A 16,418-nucleotide genomic window follows, 5' to 3' on the forward strand; every position below is an offset into this window, starting at 1 on the left:
TCCCCCGCGAAAGGCCCCCGCATGTCGACCGTCCGCATCTCCGCCCCATCCGGCGGGGGCACCGGCGTCCACCCGGCAACCGCGCGCATTCTGATCTTCGCTTTCCTCGGCACGCTCTTCGACGGCGCGGAGCTCAACCTCGTCGGCTACCCGCTGGCGTACCTGTCGGAAAGCCTGCACGTGACCACCATCCAGATCGTGCAGGTCGCGACGCTGCAAGGCTTCGCCTCGATCGCGGGCGGCATCCTCGTCGGCTGGCTCGGTGATCTCTACGGCCGCCGCTGGACCTACACGGGTTCGGTGGTCGTGTTCGGGCTCGCCGCGCTGCTGGGCGGGCTGGCGCCGAACTACCTGCTGTTCCTGCTCACGCGGCTGCTCGCCGGCGTCGGCATGGGTGGCCTGTTCGGCCTCTCGTACTCGATGTTCGCCGAGGCCTGGAAGACGAGCAAGCGCGGCCTGATGGGCGGCTCGATCCAGTCGATGTACATCGTCGGGCAGATCGTGACCGAGGGCGTCATCTACTTCTGCATCGTCCAGTTCGGCACCGCCTCGGGCTGGCGCGCGGGCTACATCGTGATCGGCGTCGTGACGCTGCTGATCGGCATCCTGTCGGCGATCATGCTGCCGGAATCGGACCAGTGGCGCACCTACCAGCGGGAGCTGCGGGAAGGCCGAGTCCCCGAGGAGCTGCGGCGCACCAAGGTGCCGATCGTCGACCTGTTCCGCAAGGGCTACGCCGGCGGCACCATCCTGTTCATGGGCATCGCGACGGCCCTGTTCCTCACCACGAACTCGATGATCTCCTACCTCTCGACGTTCCTGATCAAGGTCGAGAAGGTGCCGCTCGGCACGGCCAGCCTGATCGTGCTGCTCAACCTCATCGTCACCGCGGTCACCTACCCGATGGCCGGCGCGCTGTCCGACAAGATCAAGCGCAAGTGGGCGATGTTCGTCGCCGGCGCGTTCGGCGTGATCGGCTTCGCCTGGTTCCTCATCCTCGTGGTCGGCCACAACGCGAAGATCGGCTCCAACTTCTGGGGCGCACCGACCTTCTGGGCGCTGATGTTGTGCGCCGCGGGCGCCAGCGGCTTCGGCGTGCTGGGCGTCTGGATGGCCGAGTTCTTCCCGACCCGCGTCCGCTCCACCGGCTCGAACCTCAGCTACTACGCCGGCCGCGGCCTCGGCGCGGGCCTCTTCCCGCTCATCGCGCTGTCCATCGCGGGCACCGTGCCCCTCGCCCTGGCCTTCGGCATCGTCGGCCCGGTCGCGGCGGCCGTGCTGTCCTTGTCGGCCCCCGACTCGACGGGACGGCGGATCGAAGCCATCGAGTAGGTGTCCACAATGGAATAACGGTGTGTCTTGTGAGGCCCCCGCGCTCGATCGAGCGCGGGGGCCTCACCAACTGCTGCCACGAAGGGAATCGCCGGGCTCAGGACCGAGCCGGCTTGGTCGCGACCAGCTTGGCCACGGAGAACACGCCCGCGGCCCGGGCCTTGTCGAGAGCGATCTTCGAGTCGTGGAAGAGATCGTTGCGCGCACCTTCGTAGGTGAGCCACTTGTCCCGCTCCTCCTCGGGCGTCGAGCCCCAGCACGGGCCGGACGGGAAGAGGTCCACCGCTTCGCGCACGTCGAACCCGGCGGCCACGAGCATGTCCCGGTACTGCTCGACGGTGGCGTGGTAAGGGATGCAGAACCCGCGGTTCACCTCCGCCATCACTGCCTCGACCTGCTCGGGGCTGCGGTGCTTGCCCCATGGGCGCTGGATCCAGTCCACGGCGGCCAGGGTCCCGCCGGGACGCAGCACCCGGAACGCGGCGTCGAAGAAGGCCTGCTTGTCCGGCAGGTGCACCACCGACTCCTGGTAGGTGATGGCCGAGAACGCGGCATCCGGCCACGCGCCGAGCGTCCGGTACTCGAAGTCGCCCACGGAGTGGAAAAAGGCCTGGTCCGCCAAGCCTCGCGCCGCCGCCAGCCGCTGGGCCTTCGCCGTGAGCGCGTCGTTGTTGGAGATGCCGACGAACCGTGCGCCCGACATCTCCGCCATGTTGACCACGGCGCCGCCGACGCCGGAACCGAAGTCGAGCACGAGGTCTCCGGCGGTGACCCCGATCGCGGCCACGAGCTGGCGCTGCATGTCCAGCGCGGCTTCCTCCGACGACAGTCCCGCGTTGTGGGCGCGCTCGTCGCCGTGGTGCCAGGCGTCCTGCGGCATCATCACCGCGTAGGCGTCGATCGCCGCGTTGTAGTACCCGCGAACGGTTTCTTCGACTCCGCCGGCGTTCGTCACTGAAGTCACTCTGCACTCCTTCGGACCTGCCTGATGGCGCGATGATGATGGCATCGGCCCCGGAGGGCGTCCAGCCGCCAACCGGGCTGCGCGCCGGGGCCTCTTGGGCGCCGCGCGGGCCGGCCCTCACTTGTGGGCCCGCTCACGTCGTGCGCGCCCGCGTACCTGCGGTACGGCGCTGTGTCGATGCGTTGTTCAGGTGAACTCCGCTACCTCCTGAGCACACTCTGGCACTGCTTTCCGTGTCCGAATCGCCCCGTCAGCCGTAGCGGCCCGGTATTCACCCGACTAATCTATCGACGGTTCCTCTTGGCTGCCCGCCAAAAGGGGGCGGCCCGTAGGGCTGAACGTACCAAGCACGAATGAACGGCGAATACTGCGCCATGGTCGGAACGAGTGTGTCGATGGCTGATTTGTCGATGTACGCCCACCTCAGCGGACAACTCGACCGACTTTGTGAAGTAGTCGGTTTCGACGGCTCGGACGGCCGTCACCTGCGCTTATTGCGTGGGCTGCTGGGAACCCAGGGAGAAAAGAGCCTGACGACGCCACCGGAATTCCCCTCGAATGTGGCAGATGACACAACTCCCATCGAATTTTCTGTGGCCTTCGACACCACTGGCGAATGCGTGGTCCGGGTCCTCGGTGAGACCGTCGGGTCGAGAAGCCCCCGCGAGTTCCTCGACGAGGTGGCCGGCGAATACGGCCTGGTCACCGACCGGCTCGACGCCGTGGCCGACCTGTTCCTGCCGCACGAGGAGCGGCAGGGCCCGTTCACGCTGTGGTACTCGCTGATCTTCCGGCCGGGCCGCGCGCCGAAGATCAAGGTCTACCTGAACCCGCAGATCAGCGGTCCGGCCATGGCCGATTCGCTGGTCAACGAGGGGTTGCGCCGCCTGAACATCGCCGAGGCGTACGACCCCATGATCGAACACGCGCTGCGTCGCGGCGAGCGCGACAACTTCTCGTTCTTCGCGCTCGACCTCGACGACGACCCGCTGGCCCGGGTCAAGGTGTACGTGTCGCACGAGGCCGCCGACTCGGCCGACGCCGAGCTCGCGGCCGGGCTGGTGCCCGGCACCGACCCGCTCTTGATCCGCGAATTCCTCGCCGTGCTGGGCGGTGGGAAAGGTCCGTTCGAGCAGCGGCCACTGGTCTCCAGTTATTCGTTCGTGGAAGGTTCGGGTGCACGCCCTGCCAACTACAGCGTTTATCTCCCTATTCGCAGCTACGTGCCCGACGATGAAGTGGCGAGTGCTCGCGCTCGCGCGGTTCTCGCGCAGTACGGTTTCGACGGGACAAAACTGGACAAAGCCCTGGCAGCGGTTTCGCAGCGGCCGCTGAGTGCCGGCGTCGGGTTGATCGCGCACGTCTCCCTGAGAATGGGGGAATTCGGCTCGGGAATCACCGTGTACCTGTCTTCGGAGGCCTATCAGGTTCTGCCCGCACGAAAGAGACCGGTCCTCGGGGCGGTTTCGTGTTTGCGGTAGTTTTTCACCGACACCAGCACAGTGGAGGAAACACCTGATGCGGACCTTCCCGCCCTACCGGGCCCAGGTTGTCGCGGAAATCCCGGTCACCACTCGCGCCGAGCGTGAACGCGCGCTCGCCGCGGCCGGGTACAACGCGTTCAACCTGCCCGCCAACATGGTCTCGATCGACCTGCTCACCGACTCGGGCACCGGCGCGGTCTCCGCGAAGCAGGAGGCGGCCGCCGCCGCCGCGGACCGCTCCTACGCGGGCTCCGAGTCGTTCTACCGCTTCCGGGAGGCGTTGAGCGAGCTCACGCACTACCCCCACCTCCTGCCGGTGCACCAGGGCCGCGCGGCCGAGCGCGTGCTGTTCACGAACGTGCTGGCGCCGGGCAAGATCTCGGTGAGCAACACGCACTTCGACACCACCCGCGCCAACGTGGAGCTGCTCGGCGCCGAGGCCCGCGACCTGCCGTGCGCCGAGTTCGGTGACCTCGACAGCCTCGAACCGTTCAAGGGCAACATCAATCTCGACGTCCTCGAGCAGCTGCTCACCGGCCCGGAGGCCGCGCGTGTCGGCATGGTGCTCGTCACGATCACCAACAACGGCGGTGGCGGCCAGCCCGTGTCGATGGCGAACCTGGCGGCCGCGAGCCGGCTGGCCCGCAAGCACGGCGTGCCGATCTTCCTCGACGCGGCGCGCTTCGCGGAGAACGCGTGGCTCGTGGTGCAGCGCGAAGAGGGCTACGCGGGCAAGACGCCGCGCGAGGTGGCCGAGGAGGCGTTCGGCCTCGTCGACGGCTGCGTGGCCAGCCTGAAGAAGGACGGCATCGCGCCGATGGGGGCGTTCATCGGCCTGCGCGACCCCGAGCTCGCGCAGCGGTGCGAGGCGCTGCTCATCGCGACCGAGGGGTTCCGCACCTACGGCGGCCTCGGCGCCCACGACCTCGACCGCGTCGCCCAGGGCCTGCGGGAGGTGCTCGACCCGCACTACCTCGAGGCGCGGGCGGGCGAGGCCGCGCGGCTGGCGCAGCTCGCGAACGAGTCGGGCGTGGACATCGTGCAGCCGCCGGGCATCCACGCGCTCTACCTGAACGCGGGCCGCCTCCTGTCGCACCTGCCGGCCGGCCGGTTCCCGGGCCATTCCCTCGCGTGCGAGCTGTACCTCGCGGGCGGGATCCGTTGCGCGGAGCTGGGTTCGCTCTACATCGGCGAGCTCGACGAGAACAACGAGCTGGTGACCCCGGCGCCGTTCGAGCTCGTCCGCCTCGCGCTGCCGCGCCGCACCTACTCCAGGGGCCACTACGACTACGTGGCCGAGATCCTGGGCGACATCGCGAAGAACCCGGAAAGCGTGCCGGGGTACCGGATCGTCGAGGCGCCGAAGATCCTGCGGCACTTCAACCTGACGATGGCGCCCGTCGCCTGAGCGCGCCCCAAGTCCACAGTGGAGGGTCAAACCCCGGTCGGGGGTGACCCTCCACTGTGTCTCTGCAGCTGTCGTTTCGCCCGCTCTCACGCAGGCTGCGGGACCACGGTCATCGCGTGTTTCACCAAGCGGATCAGCGCGATCTTGCTCGAGTCCCGCTGGCGCGCGTCGCACATGACGATGGGCACCCGGTCGGGCACGACCAGCGCTTCCCGGATCTCGTCGGCCGTGTAGCGGGGCGCGTTGTCGAAGCAGTTCACCGCGACGATGAACGGGATCCGGCGCCGCTCGAAGAAGTCGACCGCGGCGAAGCTCGTCTCGAGGCGCCGCGTGTCCGCGAGCACGATGGTGCCGATCGCACCGCGCGCGAGGTCGTCCCACATGAACCAGAAGCGTTCCTGGCCGGGCGTGCCGAAGAGGTACAGCACGTGGCGCGGTGAGATCGTGATCCGGCCGAAGTCGAGCGCGACCGTGGTCGTCTTCTTGCGTTCCACGCCGGACAGGTCGTCGACGCCGTGGCTCGCCTCGGTCAGCACCTCCTCGGTGGACAGCGGCGGGATCTCGCTGACCGAGCCGACCATGGTGGTCTTCCCGGCGCCGAACCCGCCCGCGATGATGATCTTGACCGGCGTCGGGACCGAGTCGATCCCCTTGCCGTCAGAGCTTGATGAGGCCATCGAGAACCGCCTGGAGAGTTTCGTGGTCCGGCGCCTGGGCCGGCTGGTGGGACGGGGACCGCGTGATGACGAGGCCGCGCTCGATCAGGTCGCCGCACAGCACTCGGACGACACCGAGCGGCAGCTTCACGTACACCGCGATCTCCGCGACCGAGAGCGGCCGCCGGCACAGGCGCAGGATCGCCACGTGCTCCGGGCCGAGGCCGGTCGGCTCCTGTTCCGACTGCAGGGTCATCACCTGCGTGGACACGTCGAGCTGAGCACCTTCGGCCGGCGTGCGGCCACTGGTGATCGTGTAGGGCCGCACGAGCGGCCCGGCGGCTTCGTCGTACCAGTTGTCGTCTGTCATAGCGCCTCCGCGGGAACAGGTGTGCCGGCGGAGCTCATGTGGCCTCCCTGAGCATGGTGGCGGCTTCCCGCGGCGCCGAGGCGAGGTAGTCGCCGACGCGCTTCACCAGGCGGTTCATCTCGTACGCGATCATCTCGACGTCCACGTCGGCGCCGGCCAGCACCGCGAGGCACGCGCCCTGCCCGGCCGCGGACACGAACAGGTACCCGCCCTCCATCTCGATCATGTTCTGCAGCACGGGGCCCCGGTTGAACTGCCGGCTCACCCCCTTGGCGAGGCTCTGCAGGCTGGACGCGATGGCCGACAACTGGTCGGAGTCGTCCTTGCTCATTCCGCTCGACTTGCCGAGCAGCAGGCCGTCGGCGGACAGCACGATGGCGTTCTGCGCACCGACGACGCGGTGCACGACATCGTCGAGGAGCCAGTTGAGGTCGGGTTTGGAGTTCCCGTACTCGTTCATGCGGAGAGACCTTGACTTTCCTGTGTGGACTTTCCTGTGTGCTGTCGCGGATCAGGCATCGTCGGCGCCGCCCCGTGCGCGGCGGGTGCCCTTGTGGAACGCCAGCAGCGTGCGGGCCGTGACCTCACCCGTGTTGGCGACGTCGACGTTCTGCTCGCCCGGGTCGTCCTCCTGCAGCTGTGCGACGAGGTTCTGCTGCGGCTGCCGTCGGGGCAGCCGGGGCCGGTCGTCGCCGCGCAGGAGGCTCTGGTCGGGCTCTGGTGCCGGTGCCACGTCCCGCGGGGCCGGCGACGGCGACTCGTCCGCGGGGGTGAACGCGCGAGCCGGGTACGGCCTCGGCTTGGCGTCTCGCCTCATCGGGATCTGGCCGGTGAACGAGCTGGTTTGGTCCATGTGACGTGGTGAGCTCTCCTGTGGCGTGCGGGCGGCACCCACCGGCTCCAGCACCGCGAGCTCGCGCGGCGCTTCCGTCCGGAATTCGGCGTTGCCCAGGGCTTCGGCCGATTCCTCACCGGCCAGGTGCTGCGTCGGCACGAGCACGGTGGCGCGCGTGCCGCCGTAGCGCGACGGGTCGAACGTGACGGTGATGCCGAGGCGCGAGGCGAGGCGCGCGACCACGAAGAGGCCGAGACTGGAGTCGGCCCGCAGCGCCATGGCGTCGAACTCGGGCGCGTCGGCCATCATCGAGTTGGCCCACTCGCGCACGGCTTCCTTCATGCCGAGGCCCTGGTCGGACACGTCGACCACGACGCCGCGCGCGACCATGCGGCTGGTCACCTCGACCGGCGACCCGGGCGGCGAGAACGACGTGGCGTTGTCCACGAGCTCGGCGATCAGGTGGATCGTGTCGGCCACGGCCGAGCCGACGATCGACACGTCGGGCACCTGCTCCACCTGCACCCGCGAGTACTGCTCGGTCTCGGACACCGCGGCGCGCAGGACCTCCATGAGCGACACCGGCTTGCGCCAGCGCCGGCCCGGCTGCTTGCCGCCGAGGATGATCAGGTTCTCGGTGGTGCGGCGCGCGCGGGCGGCAAGGTGGTCGAGCTGGAACAGCGACGCCAGCTGCGTGGAGTTCTCCTCGCGGCTTTCCATCTCGTCGAGGATCTGCAGCTGCCGGTGCACCAGCACCTGGTTGCGGTGGGCGATGCCGAGGAACACGTTGTGGACACCGCTACGGGCCTTCGCCTCGCTCGCGGCCGCGTTCACGGCGGTGAGCTGCGCGACGTTGAACGCCTCGGCCACCTGGCCGATCTCGTCGCGGCCGTGGTCGAGCTGCGGCAGCTCCGCGCCGACGTCCACGGCTTCACCGTTCTTGAGCCGGTCGACGATGCCGGGGAGGCGGTTGCGCGCGAGGTCGAGCGAGTCGTTGCGCAGGCGCTCCAAGCGCGTCATCAGGGCGCGGTCGACGAGCGAGCGGGACACGCGCACGGCCACGATGATCGCCGTCAGCGCGGCGACCAGAGCGATGATGCTGCCGATGATCGCGTTGCGCAGCTGCGCGTCGCCGGACTCGATGGCGGCGGCGGACACCTCGTCGCCCTGGGCGATCGTGAGCTGGGTGAGGCCGTTGGAGATCTGGCCGGTGAGGGTCAGCCAGTCCGCGGCGGTGACCGGCGCCGTGTCGCGGTCCTCCTGCGTCCACGGGCCGTGCTTCACCAGCGCGCTTTCCGCGTCGGTGAGCTGCTTCCACCCTGGGCTGTTCACCAGCGCCTGGTAGTCGTTGCGCACCGAGGGCTCGAGGAACGGCGCGATCTGGTTGACCTGAGTGCGGTAGAAGCCCGCGAGCTGCGTGAACTGCACGAAGTCGTCGGGGGCGAACGTGCCGCTCGCGAGCGCGCTGGTCACCAGCGACGTCTCGCGCGACATCAGGTCGGTCGCGCGGAACAGCGAGGTCGCCGAGATCGCGCCCTGCACGGCGGTCACGTCGGGCACGATGCGCGCCTGGGTGTCGAACAGCGTCGACGCCGTGTCGAGCACGCCGTTGAAGTAGGAGTTCACCTGCGCGCGGCCGATGGTGCGGAAGTTGATCTGCGACCGCAGCACCGGCAGCTGGTCGAGCTGGGTCTTGAGCGCGGTGACCTTGTCGGCGATCTCCGCGGGTGCGCTCGAGATGGTGGACGCGAAGGCGTCCTGCATGCCCTTGAGCTTGTCGTCGGTGGCCTTCTGCAGCTGCTGCAGCTGACCGACCTGCGCGTTGGGGGTGTCGAGGAACTGCAGCGCGACCTGGCGCTCCTGCTGCAGCGACGACAGCGCCTGAATGGCGGGGATCGACACCTCGCGCACGGAGACGGCGACGAGGCGCACGTACAGGCCGTTGATGAAGAAGTACGACGCGCCCACGACCACCAGCACCAACAGCGTGATGCTCGGGATGAGAACGGTCCGGGTCAGCCTTTTCCGGATCGACTTGTCGTACGCCTTGCCGGACTCATCTTTGTTCTCCACGACGATTCACGAACTCCTGAGTCACAGTCGGCGAAAAGCCGGAAGCCGGCGGGGGAGCGGGACACGACGGCGGGACCGGGGCGGCCGGCGTCACGGATCCTCGACTCACCCTTCGTTTCACCACGGAACAGATCAGGGTCCGTTTTTTACCATGAAAGCGGCTACCGTGGTGCCACCGATTGCGGCGTCGACCTGCCGCTGAGTGGCCCAGCGTGACCGATCACCCTGCGTGAGCAATGGATTACCGGCGTTTATCGTGGTTGCGACGCCAGGCGGCAATAGTCTTCGGGTGTGCTGAGCTGAACGGGTGAATACGGATTCCGGGGAAAGTGGTGAATCCCACTGGCCGGGTAGTCGGCGAATTGATTTGTCGACAGGGGGTGGCTCTCGCGTTTTCCGCCGTTGCGCCGGCTCGTGGCCGGTCACCTTCCCGTGCGAATCGGTTCGGCGGGCAGCCAAGCCTGCATCAGTGCAGCGTATCGCGGTGAATGCACCAGCAACTCCGCATGACTGCCGAGCAGGGTCTCCCGGCCGTCCAGCACGAGCACGCTGCGCGCCCGCACGGCGGACGACAGCCGGTGCGCGATCACGACCAGCGTGCCGCCGCGCTCGGTGAACGCGCGTTCGGCCCGGGCCTCGGCGGCCGGGTCCAAAGTGGACGTCGCCTCGTCGAGGATCACCACGCGCGCGCTGCTCGCGTACACGCGGGCGAGGGCGATGAGCTGCGCTTCGCCGCCGGAGAGGCCTTCGGCTTCGTGGCCGAGCTCGCCGTCGAGCCCACCGAGCCGCGCGAGCAGCGGACCCGCGCCGACGGCTCGGGCCGCGTTCGTGAGGTGCTCGTCGGCCGCGGTGGGGGCGAAGAGGCCGAGGTTGTCCCGCACCGTGCCGGCGAAGAGGTAGGCCTGCTGCGGGATCAACGCGATCACGTCGTGCCGGTTGGCGGCTTCGGCGACGGGCACGCCGCCGAGTGCCACGTGCCCGGCCTGCGGCGTGAGCAGCCCGGTGAGCAGGCCCGCGAGGGTCGACTTGCCGATGCCGCTCGGCCCGACCACGGCCAGGTGATCACCCGCGCGCAGGTCGAGGTCCAGTCCTTTCACCACGGGCTCGGCCGCCGCGCCCCACCGGAACGTGAGCCCTCGCACGACGAGGTCGGTGCCGCGGGCCGGCTCGGTGCCCGGCGTTGTCGGCGGCACCTCCGCGGTCTCCGCCAGCCGGCCCAACGCCACGAGCAGCCTGAGGACCACGGTGCTCGCCGTCGCCGCGAGCCCTCTGAGCGCCGGCTGCATCGTGGTCGCCAGGTACACCAGCGCGCCCAGCGCCGCGCCGGCCGTGAGCTCACCGTCGGCCACCAGCCCGGGTGCCACGGCGAGCGACGCGATCAGCGGCACGAACGCCCCGAGCGAGATCACCAGCGACCGCGCCGCTCCGGACCGCGCCACCTGCACGGCGGCCTCGGCCTGGCAGTCGACGGCGTCGTACACCGCCAGCGCCGCGCCCGGCTCACCTCCGCACGCCACCACGTCTCGCATCCCGCCGAGCACGGCGCCGGTGGTCTCGGCCGTCTTCTCGTCGGCCAGCACCGCCGCCCGCTGCCGGCGCGCGAGCGCCGGCAGCAACAGCGCGAACCCCGCGATCGAGGCGATCACCGGCACCGCCACCGGCACCACGAGCTGCCCCGCGACGGTGAGCAGGCCCGCGATCGCCGCCGCGGTGGTGACCACCATCGCGCGCGCCTGCACGAGCAGCCCCGCCGTCGCGTCCCGCACCACCTCCACGTGCTGCGTGATCCTCGCGACGCCACTCGCGTCGGCCCCGTTGCGCGGCGGGTTCGGATCGTGCAGCACCCCTCGCACGACCGCCGTCACCAGCGCGTCGCGCAGCGGCTCCACCACCTTGCCGAGCTGCTGCCACACCAGCCGCGACCCGAACGCTCCCGCGAACGCCGCCACCCCGAACAACGCGAGGTACCCCAGGCCGGCCTTCGGCTCACCCACCGCGAACCCCCGGTCCACGGCCAGCTCCACCAGCCGCCCGGAGAAGAACGCCGGCGCGCCTTCGAGCGCCGAGCAGGCCAGGAGCACGAGCCCGCCACGCCACTGCCGGGCGAGCGTGGTGCCGTAGAGCTGGGTGATGCTCATCCGGCCTCCTCCGTGAACACCGCTCGGTAGTCGGGATCGCGCCACAGCTCGTGGTGCGGCGCGATCGCTCTGATCTGGCCTTCGGCGAGCCACACGACGGAATCGGCGCGCGCGGCGAGGGCGGCGCGGTGGGTCACGGCCACGAGAGTTCTCGCCGGGAGGTCGGCGAGAACCGCCTGTTCGGTCACGGTGTCGAGGCTCGCGGTGGCGTCGTCGAGGATGAGCACGCGGGGGTTGTGCACGATGGCGCGCGCCAAGCCCACGCGCGCGGCTTCGCCGCCGGAGAGCGGGGTTTCGGTGAGCGGCGTGTGGTAGCCCTGCGGCAGGCGGGTGAGGACGTCGTGGATGCGCGCGGTGCGGCACGCCGTGCGCACGGCGGTGTCGCCGGCCCAGCTGCCGTAGCCCACGGCCTCGGCGACGGTGGTGCCGAGCAGGTGCGGCCGCGCGAACGCGTAGCCGACCACGGCGCGCAGCTCTTCGGGGCGCAGGATGGTGAGGTCGCGGCCGTCGAGGTGGGCCGACCCGGCGTCGGGGGTGGTGAGGCCGCCGAGGAGACTGACCACAGTGGACTTTCCGGAACCGGATTTTCCCACGATGGCGGTGAAAGTTCCGCCGGGGATCGTGAGGGTTGTGGGGTGCAGCGCGCCCTCGACGGTGGCCTCGCGCAGGGTGAGGGTGCCGCTGCCGGGCAGGAGGCCGAGCCGGCCGCGCTCGCGGATGGGCTCGTCGAGGACCTCGGCCACGCGCTGCGCGCACCCGCGAGCGCGGGAAACCGTGGTGAGCAAAGGAATCTGGGTCACGAGCCCCATACCGAGGGCGACGTAGCCGAGCGCGGCGAGCACGTCGCCGACCGTCAGCCGGTGGTCGAGCACCCCGAACCCCGCCGCGGTGAGCGCCGCCAGCTCCACGGCCGGCAGCAGCAACGCGGCGCGCCACACCATCTTCGCCTGCGTCCGCCACATCCCACGCCCGGCGAGACTCAAGCGCGGCAACGGTTTCAGCACCCGCTCGGCTTCCTGGTCAGCCGTGCCGGACGCGGCGATCGTAGCCAGGCCGGCGCTCGCGTCGAGCAGCCGCGCCGCCAGCTCGCCGGACACACGCTGGTAGGTGAGCACGTCGTCGGCGGTGTTCCGGAGGTGCGACCGCGCGAGCAGCAGCGCGATCGGGATGCTGCCGAGGAACACGAGCGCGAGCCGCCAGTCGAGCACCGCGAGCAGCACGATCGCCCCCACGGAGATCACGAACGCCGACACCAGCTGCACCACCACCGGCACGATCCCGCCCGCCCCCACGGCGTCGCCGGCCATCCGGCTCACCGCGTCCCCTTCGGCGAACGGGGTTTTCGTCTTCTGCGCGAGCAACGCGTCGATCATCCGCCGCCGCAGCCACGCGCCGGCGCCGCTGGTGACCCTCACGACCACCACGCCACCGACCACGTCGGCCAGGATCTCGGCGCCGCCGACCACGATCAGCCAGGCAACCTGCTTCGCCGCACCGGTTCCGCCGAGCACGGCGTCGGTGGCACTCGCCAGCGCGCCGGGCAGCAGCAGGCTCGCGCCCACCGCGACGAGCCCGACCACCACGAGCACGCCGACCCGCCACGGATCCCTCCTCGCGACCTCGCGCAACAACCGGTCTCCAGCGGCCGCGGGATTCGGTGCCACCAGGTCAGGGCGTGCCGTCGGCTGGGGCAAGGCAGGGGGTTCGGCGGCTTGCCGGTCGGCTCGGCCGCGGGCCGTCGGCTGTGGCCGCGGTCGTGGTGTCGGCCGGGGCGTCGGCTGCGGCAAGGCGAGCCGGTGATCGGCAAGTGGCCGGCGCGAGGCGGAGCTTGCCGGGAACCGGCCCGGCGCCGACGCGGTGGTGGGGTCGTCGGGAGGGGTTCCGTAACCCGGCATTTCACTCCTCGTCCAACCGCGGTCCGATCGGCCCAGCGCTTCGCCGACGCCCGGCCCAACTGTGCAGAACCCACGCCGGATCCGGTGACCTGCACGCGTCACCGGGGCAGAATGGTGAGGCGGGAGCGGCGCACTTGGCCTGCGCCGCTCCCGCACCCGGTCCGGGACGCCCGAAGAGCGTCAGCTGGTCGACAAGAATCGAAGGGTCAGCAGGTCAGCGGGGTTCAGTGGCAGGTCAGCAGGCTGAGCGTGCTGTGCGCGCACGACGCCAGCAGGCTCAGGTTGCTCGGCGCCCCGTGGCCGTGACCGTGGCCGCCGCCGTGGCCTTCGAGGGCTTCGGGGGCTTCCAGGGCCTGCAGGTCGAGAACCAGTTCCATGGTGATCCCTTCTCGTTTTTCTTCCGCCGGCCATCAGTGGCCGGAGGTGTGGGGGGACGGCGTGGTGCCCAGGAAAGGCAGCAGCTCCGTGCCGTCCAGCAGGGCCGACAGCGCGAGCAGCACGCCCGCGCTCCCGGTGGTGACGTCGGTCGAAAGGCGCAGCAGCTGGTTGCCCGGGAAGGCGAGGCCGCTGCGGTAGGGCACGGCGTGCCAGGCCAGGCGCGCCAGGTGCAGGTCCACGGCCGAAGTGATCCGCGGCGAAGGCGCCGGGTCGAACGACAGCGCGGCCAGCAGGCCCGCGCGGCCGTGGAGCAGGCCGGGCTGGATCACGAACTCGCCGCGGCACGCCTCGCGCAGGGCCGGCAGGTTCGCGCACGCCTCAGACGTGGGTGAGACCCGCGCCAGCTGCTCCAGCACCATCAGGATCCCGGCGCTGCCGATCCCGGCGTACGGCAGCGTTCGCCGTTCGCCGTCGCGCACCTGCAGGGAGCCGTCGTCGGCCGTGGCGCACTCTTCGAGGTCACGGCGCAGCGCCTGGTCCGCGAACGAGAGCCACGCGGGTTCACCGGTCCGCTCGTACAGACGCACGAACAGCAACGCCGGCCCCGACCAGCCGCTCAGCAGCCCCGCCCGCGCGAACTTCCCGGGCGGCGCCGCCGTCTCCAGCTTCTCGGCCAGGCGCACGGCCGTGGCCAGCGCCTGCCGCCCGTATTCGTTGTCGCCGCGGGAAGTCGCGAAGTGCAGCTCGGTCAGGGCGATGCCGGCGAGGCCGCCTTCGAGCGCGTGGTCCGTGGTCTGCTCGACCAACGCCCGCGAAGCCGTGAGCAGCGCCGAAGCCGCTTCGTGGTGGCCGAAGTGTTCGAGCACGTACGCGATGCCGTGGCTGCCGTCGAAGAACCCCGGCCGCGCGGGCGGCTCGCGGCGCACGGCGTCGAGCAGCCACTGCTCGTGCTCCGGAAACCGCCCGGCCCCGGCCACGTCCAGCGCCCACAACACCCCGGCCGCGCCGAAGCCGAAGCACGCGCCGCCCACGCGGAACTGCTCGATGTCGCCCGGGAACAACCGGTCCGTTCGCGCCGGCGTGGCCGAGGCCAGCACACCCTCCACGATCTGCTTGCGCACCAGCGTCCAGTCGGGCCGGTCCTCGTCGAGCTCGGTGAGGACGTCGAGCGAACCGGGCGCACCGAGCACCCGCACCAGCTCGTCGGCGTACCCGTCGGCCAGCCCGAAGCGCCGCTGCGCGAACTCCGCCGCCCCGCGCAGCTTCGCCGGTGCCAGCTCCAGCAGCGTCGCCAACGGCAGGAACAGCCACAGCCGCAGCATCGCCAGCGCGTAGAGGTCGATGTCGACCCCGTGCCGGTCGGCCGGCGCCCGGAAGCCCGGCGCGCCCAGCGCCGGCCTGGTGCCCGAGGCGGCGTCGAACGCCATCTCGAAGTCGATCAGCGACACCTCGTCCTCGTCGGTGACCAGCACGTTCAGTGCGTGCAGGTCACCGAACACCACGCCGCGTCCGTGCAGGTCACCGAGGATCCGCTCGACCTGCGCGAGCACCGCCACCGCCCGGTCGCGGTAGGTGAGCAGGTCGGCTTCGGTGCTGTCGCGGCGCGTGAGCGGGTAGTTCAGCGCGAGCCAGTTGCCCAGGGACGTGCCCGGCATCCGCTGCATCGCCAGGTAGTGGTGCTCCCACACGGTGAAGCGCTCGTACGCCTCCGGCACACCCGGCACGCCGGCCAGCCGCTGCAGCACCTCGTGCTCCCGCCGCAGCCGCTCGACGGCGTCCACCAGCTCGCGGTCGAGCCCGGCGTGGGGCCGCGCCTCCTTGAGCACGACCTCCTCACCGTCGGCCTTGCGTTCGGCCAGGTACACGCCGCCGCCGTTGGAGAAGTGCAGGGAGCTCGTGACGCGGTAGGGGAACTGCGCCGGGTCGCCGCCCTTGCGGGCCGCGAGGCTCGCGGCCAGGCAGTCCGGAATCTTCACCCCATCGGGTACCGAGAAAACGGGCTCACGCCGGTCGGGTACCAGAGTACCGTCGGGTTTGCGGATCGCGAGCACTCGCGTGCCGTCGTGTTCCACCCATTGCTCGGCGAATCCGCCATAACGTACGTACAACGGTCCGGATTCGTACCGGAGGTCGCTGAGTACATAAGCGCCGTGTTCGCCGTCGAGTCGAGCGGAAAGATCTTGAAGAACCCGCGCGAGTTCGTATTCGTCGACCGGGTAAAGAGTGATCAACTTGCCACTTCCGTCGCGAGGTGCATATTTCGAATTGCGCGCCAGGAGGATCGTCCGCGAGCGCAGGTACTTGAACGCCAAGCGGTGGTCCAAGCAGTACTCGTGCACCGCGGCGAGCACGCGGTCCGCATTGTCCATTCCGGCCGAAACGTGGATCTTCCAGCCCTGTTCCGGCAGGTCAACGCCTTGCGGGTGCACCACGCGCCAGATGCCGCGCGGGGCCACCGTCCACATCGGTCCCGGGGCCGGCAGCCCGGCGGCGAAGTCGTCGGCTGCCGCTCCGGTTTCGCGTTGTTCGTCGAAGAACAGCGGATCCGCGAAGCAGAAAGCTTCATACCGCATGTCCATGAAACCGCACCCTCCGTGCCCCTGCCGCACTCCCTGACGAGGAATATTCCCGCACGCCGGAGTGGTGCAGGCCAATCCGCCAACCCGGGGGTTCGGCTGGGCTGATCAGGGTAGACAACGGTGGCACGACCGGCCGAAAGCGAGAACCCTGCGTGATTTCGCGGATTACTCGACCACTCGGTCGTGGTGTAACACCCGCGGCGCCGCATTGTTCATGCAGGTCCGGCGAAGTGCGGCATAACCGTACCGCCGAAATTGGCAGAATGCCATCAACTCATTCCGGTGTCCGATTTTCCGGCCGCGCGG

At 70.1% G+C, this 16,418-nt stretch carries 12 protein-coding genes; 3 read left to right on the top strand and 9 right to left on the bottom strand.

Annotation, left to right across the window (positions count from 1 at the left end; translation table 11 throughout):
* Positions 1-21: 21 nt before the first annotated feature.
* Positions 22-1,332, top strand: a complete 1,311-nt coding sequence (locus VSH64_RS39095; protein ID WP_326567780.1) for an MFS transporter — start codon at positions 22-24, stop codon at positions 1,330-1,332.
* A 97-nt stretch (positions 1,333-1,429) separates the two neighbouring features.
* On the opposite strand, the gene VSH64_RS39100 is transcribed toward VSH64_RS39095, so the two are convergent.
* Complete coding sequence (locus VSH64_RS39100; protein ID WP_326567781.1) at positions 1,430-2,296, bottom strand: methyltransferase domain-containing protein; 867 nt, start codon at positions 2,294-2,296, stop codon at positions 1,430-1,432.
* 353 nt (positions 2,297-2,649) lie between these two features.
* Between VSH64_RS39100 and VSH64_RS39105 the strand changes: the two genes are divergently transcribed.
* Together VSH64_RS39105 and VSH64_RS39110 are read left to right on the top strand one after the other, a co-directional pair.
* Positions 2,650-3,777: a tryptophan dimethylallyltransferase family protein gene (locus VSH64_RS39105; RefSeq protein ID WP_326567782.1), complete on the top strand. Its 1,128-nt coding sequence runs from the start codon at positions 2,650-2,652 to the stop codon at positions 3,775-3,777.
* Positions 3,778-3,814: 37 nt separating this feature from the next.
* Positions 3,815-5,188: a tryptophanase gene (locus tag VSH64_RS39110; RefSeq protein ID WP_326567783.1), complete on the top strand. Its 1,374-nt coding sequence runs from the start codon at positions 3,815-3,817 to the stop codon at positions 5,186-5,188.
* An 86-nt stretch (positions 5,189-5,274) separates the two neighbouring features.
* Here VSH64_RS39110 and VSH64_RS39115 read toward each other — a convergent pair whose 3' ends face one another.
* The 8 genes from VSH64_RS39115 to lanKC form a co-directional block, all read right to left on the bottom strand.
* On the bottom strand, positions 5,275-5,865 hold the full coding sequence (locus tag VSH64_RS39115) for a GTP-binding protein (RefSeq protein ID WP_326567784.1): 591 nt from the start codon (positions 5,863-5,865) through the stop codon (positions 5,275-5,277).
* The gene (locus VSH64_RS39120; RefSeq protein ID WP_326567785.1) at positions 5,846-6,214 is read right to left on the bottom strand and encodes a DUF742 domain-containing protein; all 369 of its coding nucleotides are present in this window, start codon (positions 6,212-6,214) and stop codon (positions 5,846-5,848) included. Before VSH64_RS39120 ends, VSH64_RS39115 begins: the two co-directional genes overlap by 20 nt.
* Positions 6,215-6,248: 34 nt before the next feature.
* Positions 6,249-6,674 (bottom strand): roadblock/LC7 domain-containing protein, encoded by a 426-nt coding sequence (locus VSH64_RS39125; RefSeq protein WP_285970952.1) that lies wholly within the window; start codon positions 6,672-6,674, stop codon positions 6,249-6,251.
* A 51-nt stretch (positions 6,675-6,725) separates the two neighbouring features.
* Complete coding sequence (locus tag VSH64_RS39130) at positions 6,726-9,122, bottom strand: sensor histidine kinase (RefSeq protein ID WP_326567786.1); 2,397 nt, start codon at positions 9,120-9,122, stop codon at positions 6,726-6,728.
* A 422-nt stretch (positions 9,123-9,544) separates the two neighbouring features.
* On the bottom strand, positions 9,545-11,260 hold the full coding sequence (locus VSH64_RS39135; protein WP_326567787.1) for an ABC transporter ATP-binding protein: 1,716 nt from the start codon (positions 11,258-11,260) through the stop codon (positions 9,545-9,547).
* Positions 11,257-12,924, bottom strand: a complete 1,668-nt coding sequence (locus VSH64_RS39140; RefSeq protein WP_407655590.1) for an ABC transporter ATP-binding protein — start codon at positions 12,922-12,924, stop codon at positions 11,257-11,259. The genes VSH64_RS39135 and VSH64_RS39140 overlap by 4 nt, the downstream gene beginning before the upstream one ends.
* Before the next feature lie 455 nt (positions 12,925-13,379).
* Positions 13,380-13,532, bottom strand: coding sequence for a SapB/AmfS family lanthipeptide (locus VSH64_RS39145; protein WP_220245799.1), 153 nt, complete (start codon positions 13,530-13,532; stop codon positions 13,380-13,382).
* Between the two features lie 33 nt (positions 13,533-13,565).
* The gene (lanKC, locus tag VSH64_RS39150) at positions 13,566-16,112 is read right to left on the bottom strand and encodes a class III lanthionine synthetase LanKC (protein ID WP_326567788.1); all 2,547 of its coding nucleotides are present in this window, start codon (positions 16,110-16,112) and stop codon (positions 13,566-13,568) included.
* Between the last annotated feature and the right edge of the window lie 306 nt (positions 16,113-16,418).

The organism is Amycolatopsis rhabdoformis, from assembly GCF_035918295.1.
Lineage (GTDB): Bacteria > Actinomycetota > Actinomycetes > Mycobacteriales > Pseudonocardiaceae > Amycolatopsis > Amycolatopsis rhabdoformis.

Bases quoted from the DNA above. Each gene is read 5' to 3' on its own strand.
- VSH64_RS39105 (WP_326567782.1), top strand. From the start codon at position 2,650: ATGAACGGCGAATACTGCGCCATGGTCGGAACGAGTGTGTCGATGGCT.
- VSH64_RS39145 (WP_220245799.1), bottom strand. From the start codon at position 13,532: ATGGAACTGGTTCTCGACCTGCAGGCCCTGGAAGCCCCCGAAGCCCTC.
- VSH64_RS39115 (WP_326567784.1), bottom strand. From the start codon at position 5,865: ATGGCCTCATCAAGCTCTGACGGCAAGGGGATCGACTCGGTCCCGACG.
- VSH64_RS39110 (WP_326567783.1), top strand. From the start codon at position 3,815: ATGCGGACCTTCCCGCCCTACCGGGCCCAGGTTGTCGCGGAAATCCCG.
- VSH64_RS39120 (WP_326567785.1), bottom strand. From the start codon at position 6,214: ATGACAGACGACAACTGGTACGACGAAGCCGCCGGGCCGCTCGTGCGG.
- lanKC (WP_326567788.1), bottom strand. From the start codon at position 16,112: ATGGACATGCGGTATGAAGCTTTCTGCTTCGCGGATCCGCTGTTCTTC.
- VSH64_RS39125 (WP_285970952.1), bottom strand. From the start codon at position 6,674: ATGAACGAGTACGGGAACTCCAAACCCGACCTCAACTGGCTCCTCGAC.
- VSH64_RS39095 (WP_326567780.1), top strand. From the start codon at position 22: ATGTCGACCGTCCGCATCTCCGCCCCATCCGGCGGGGGCACCGGCGTC.
- VSH64_RS39135 (WP_326567787.1), bottom strand. From the start codon at position 11,260: ATGAGCATCACCCAGCTCTACGGCACCACGCTCGCCCGGCAGTGGCGT.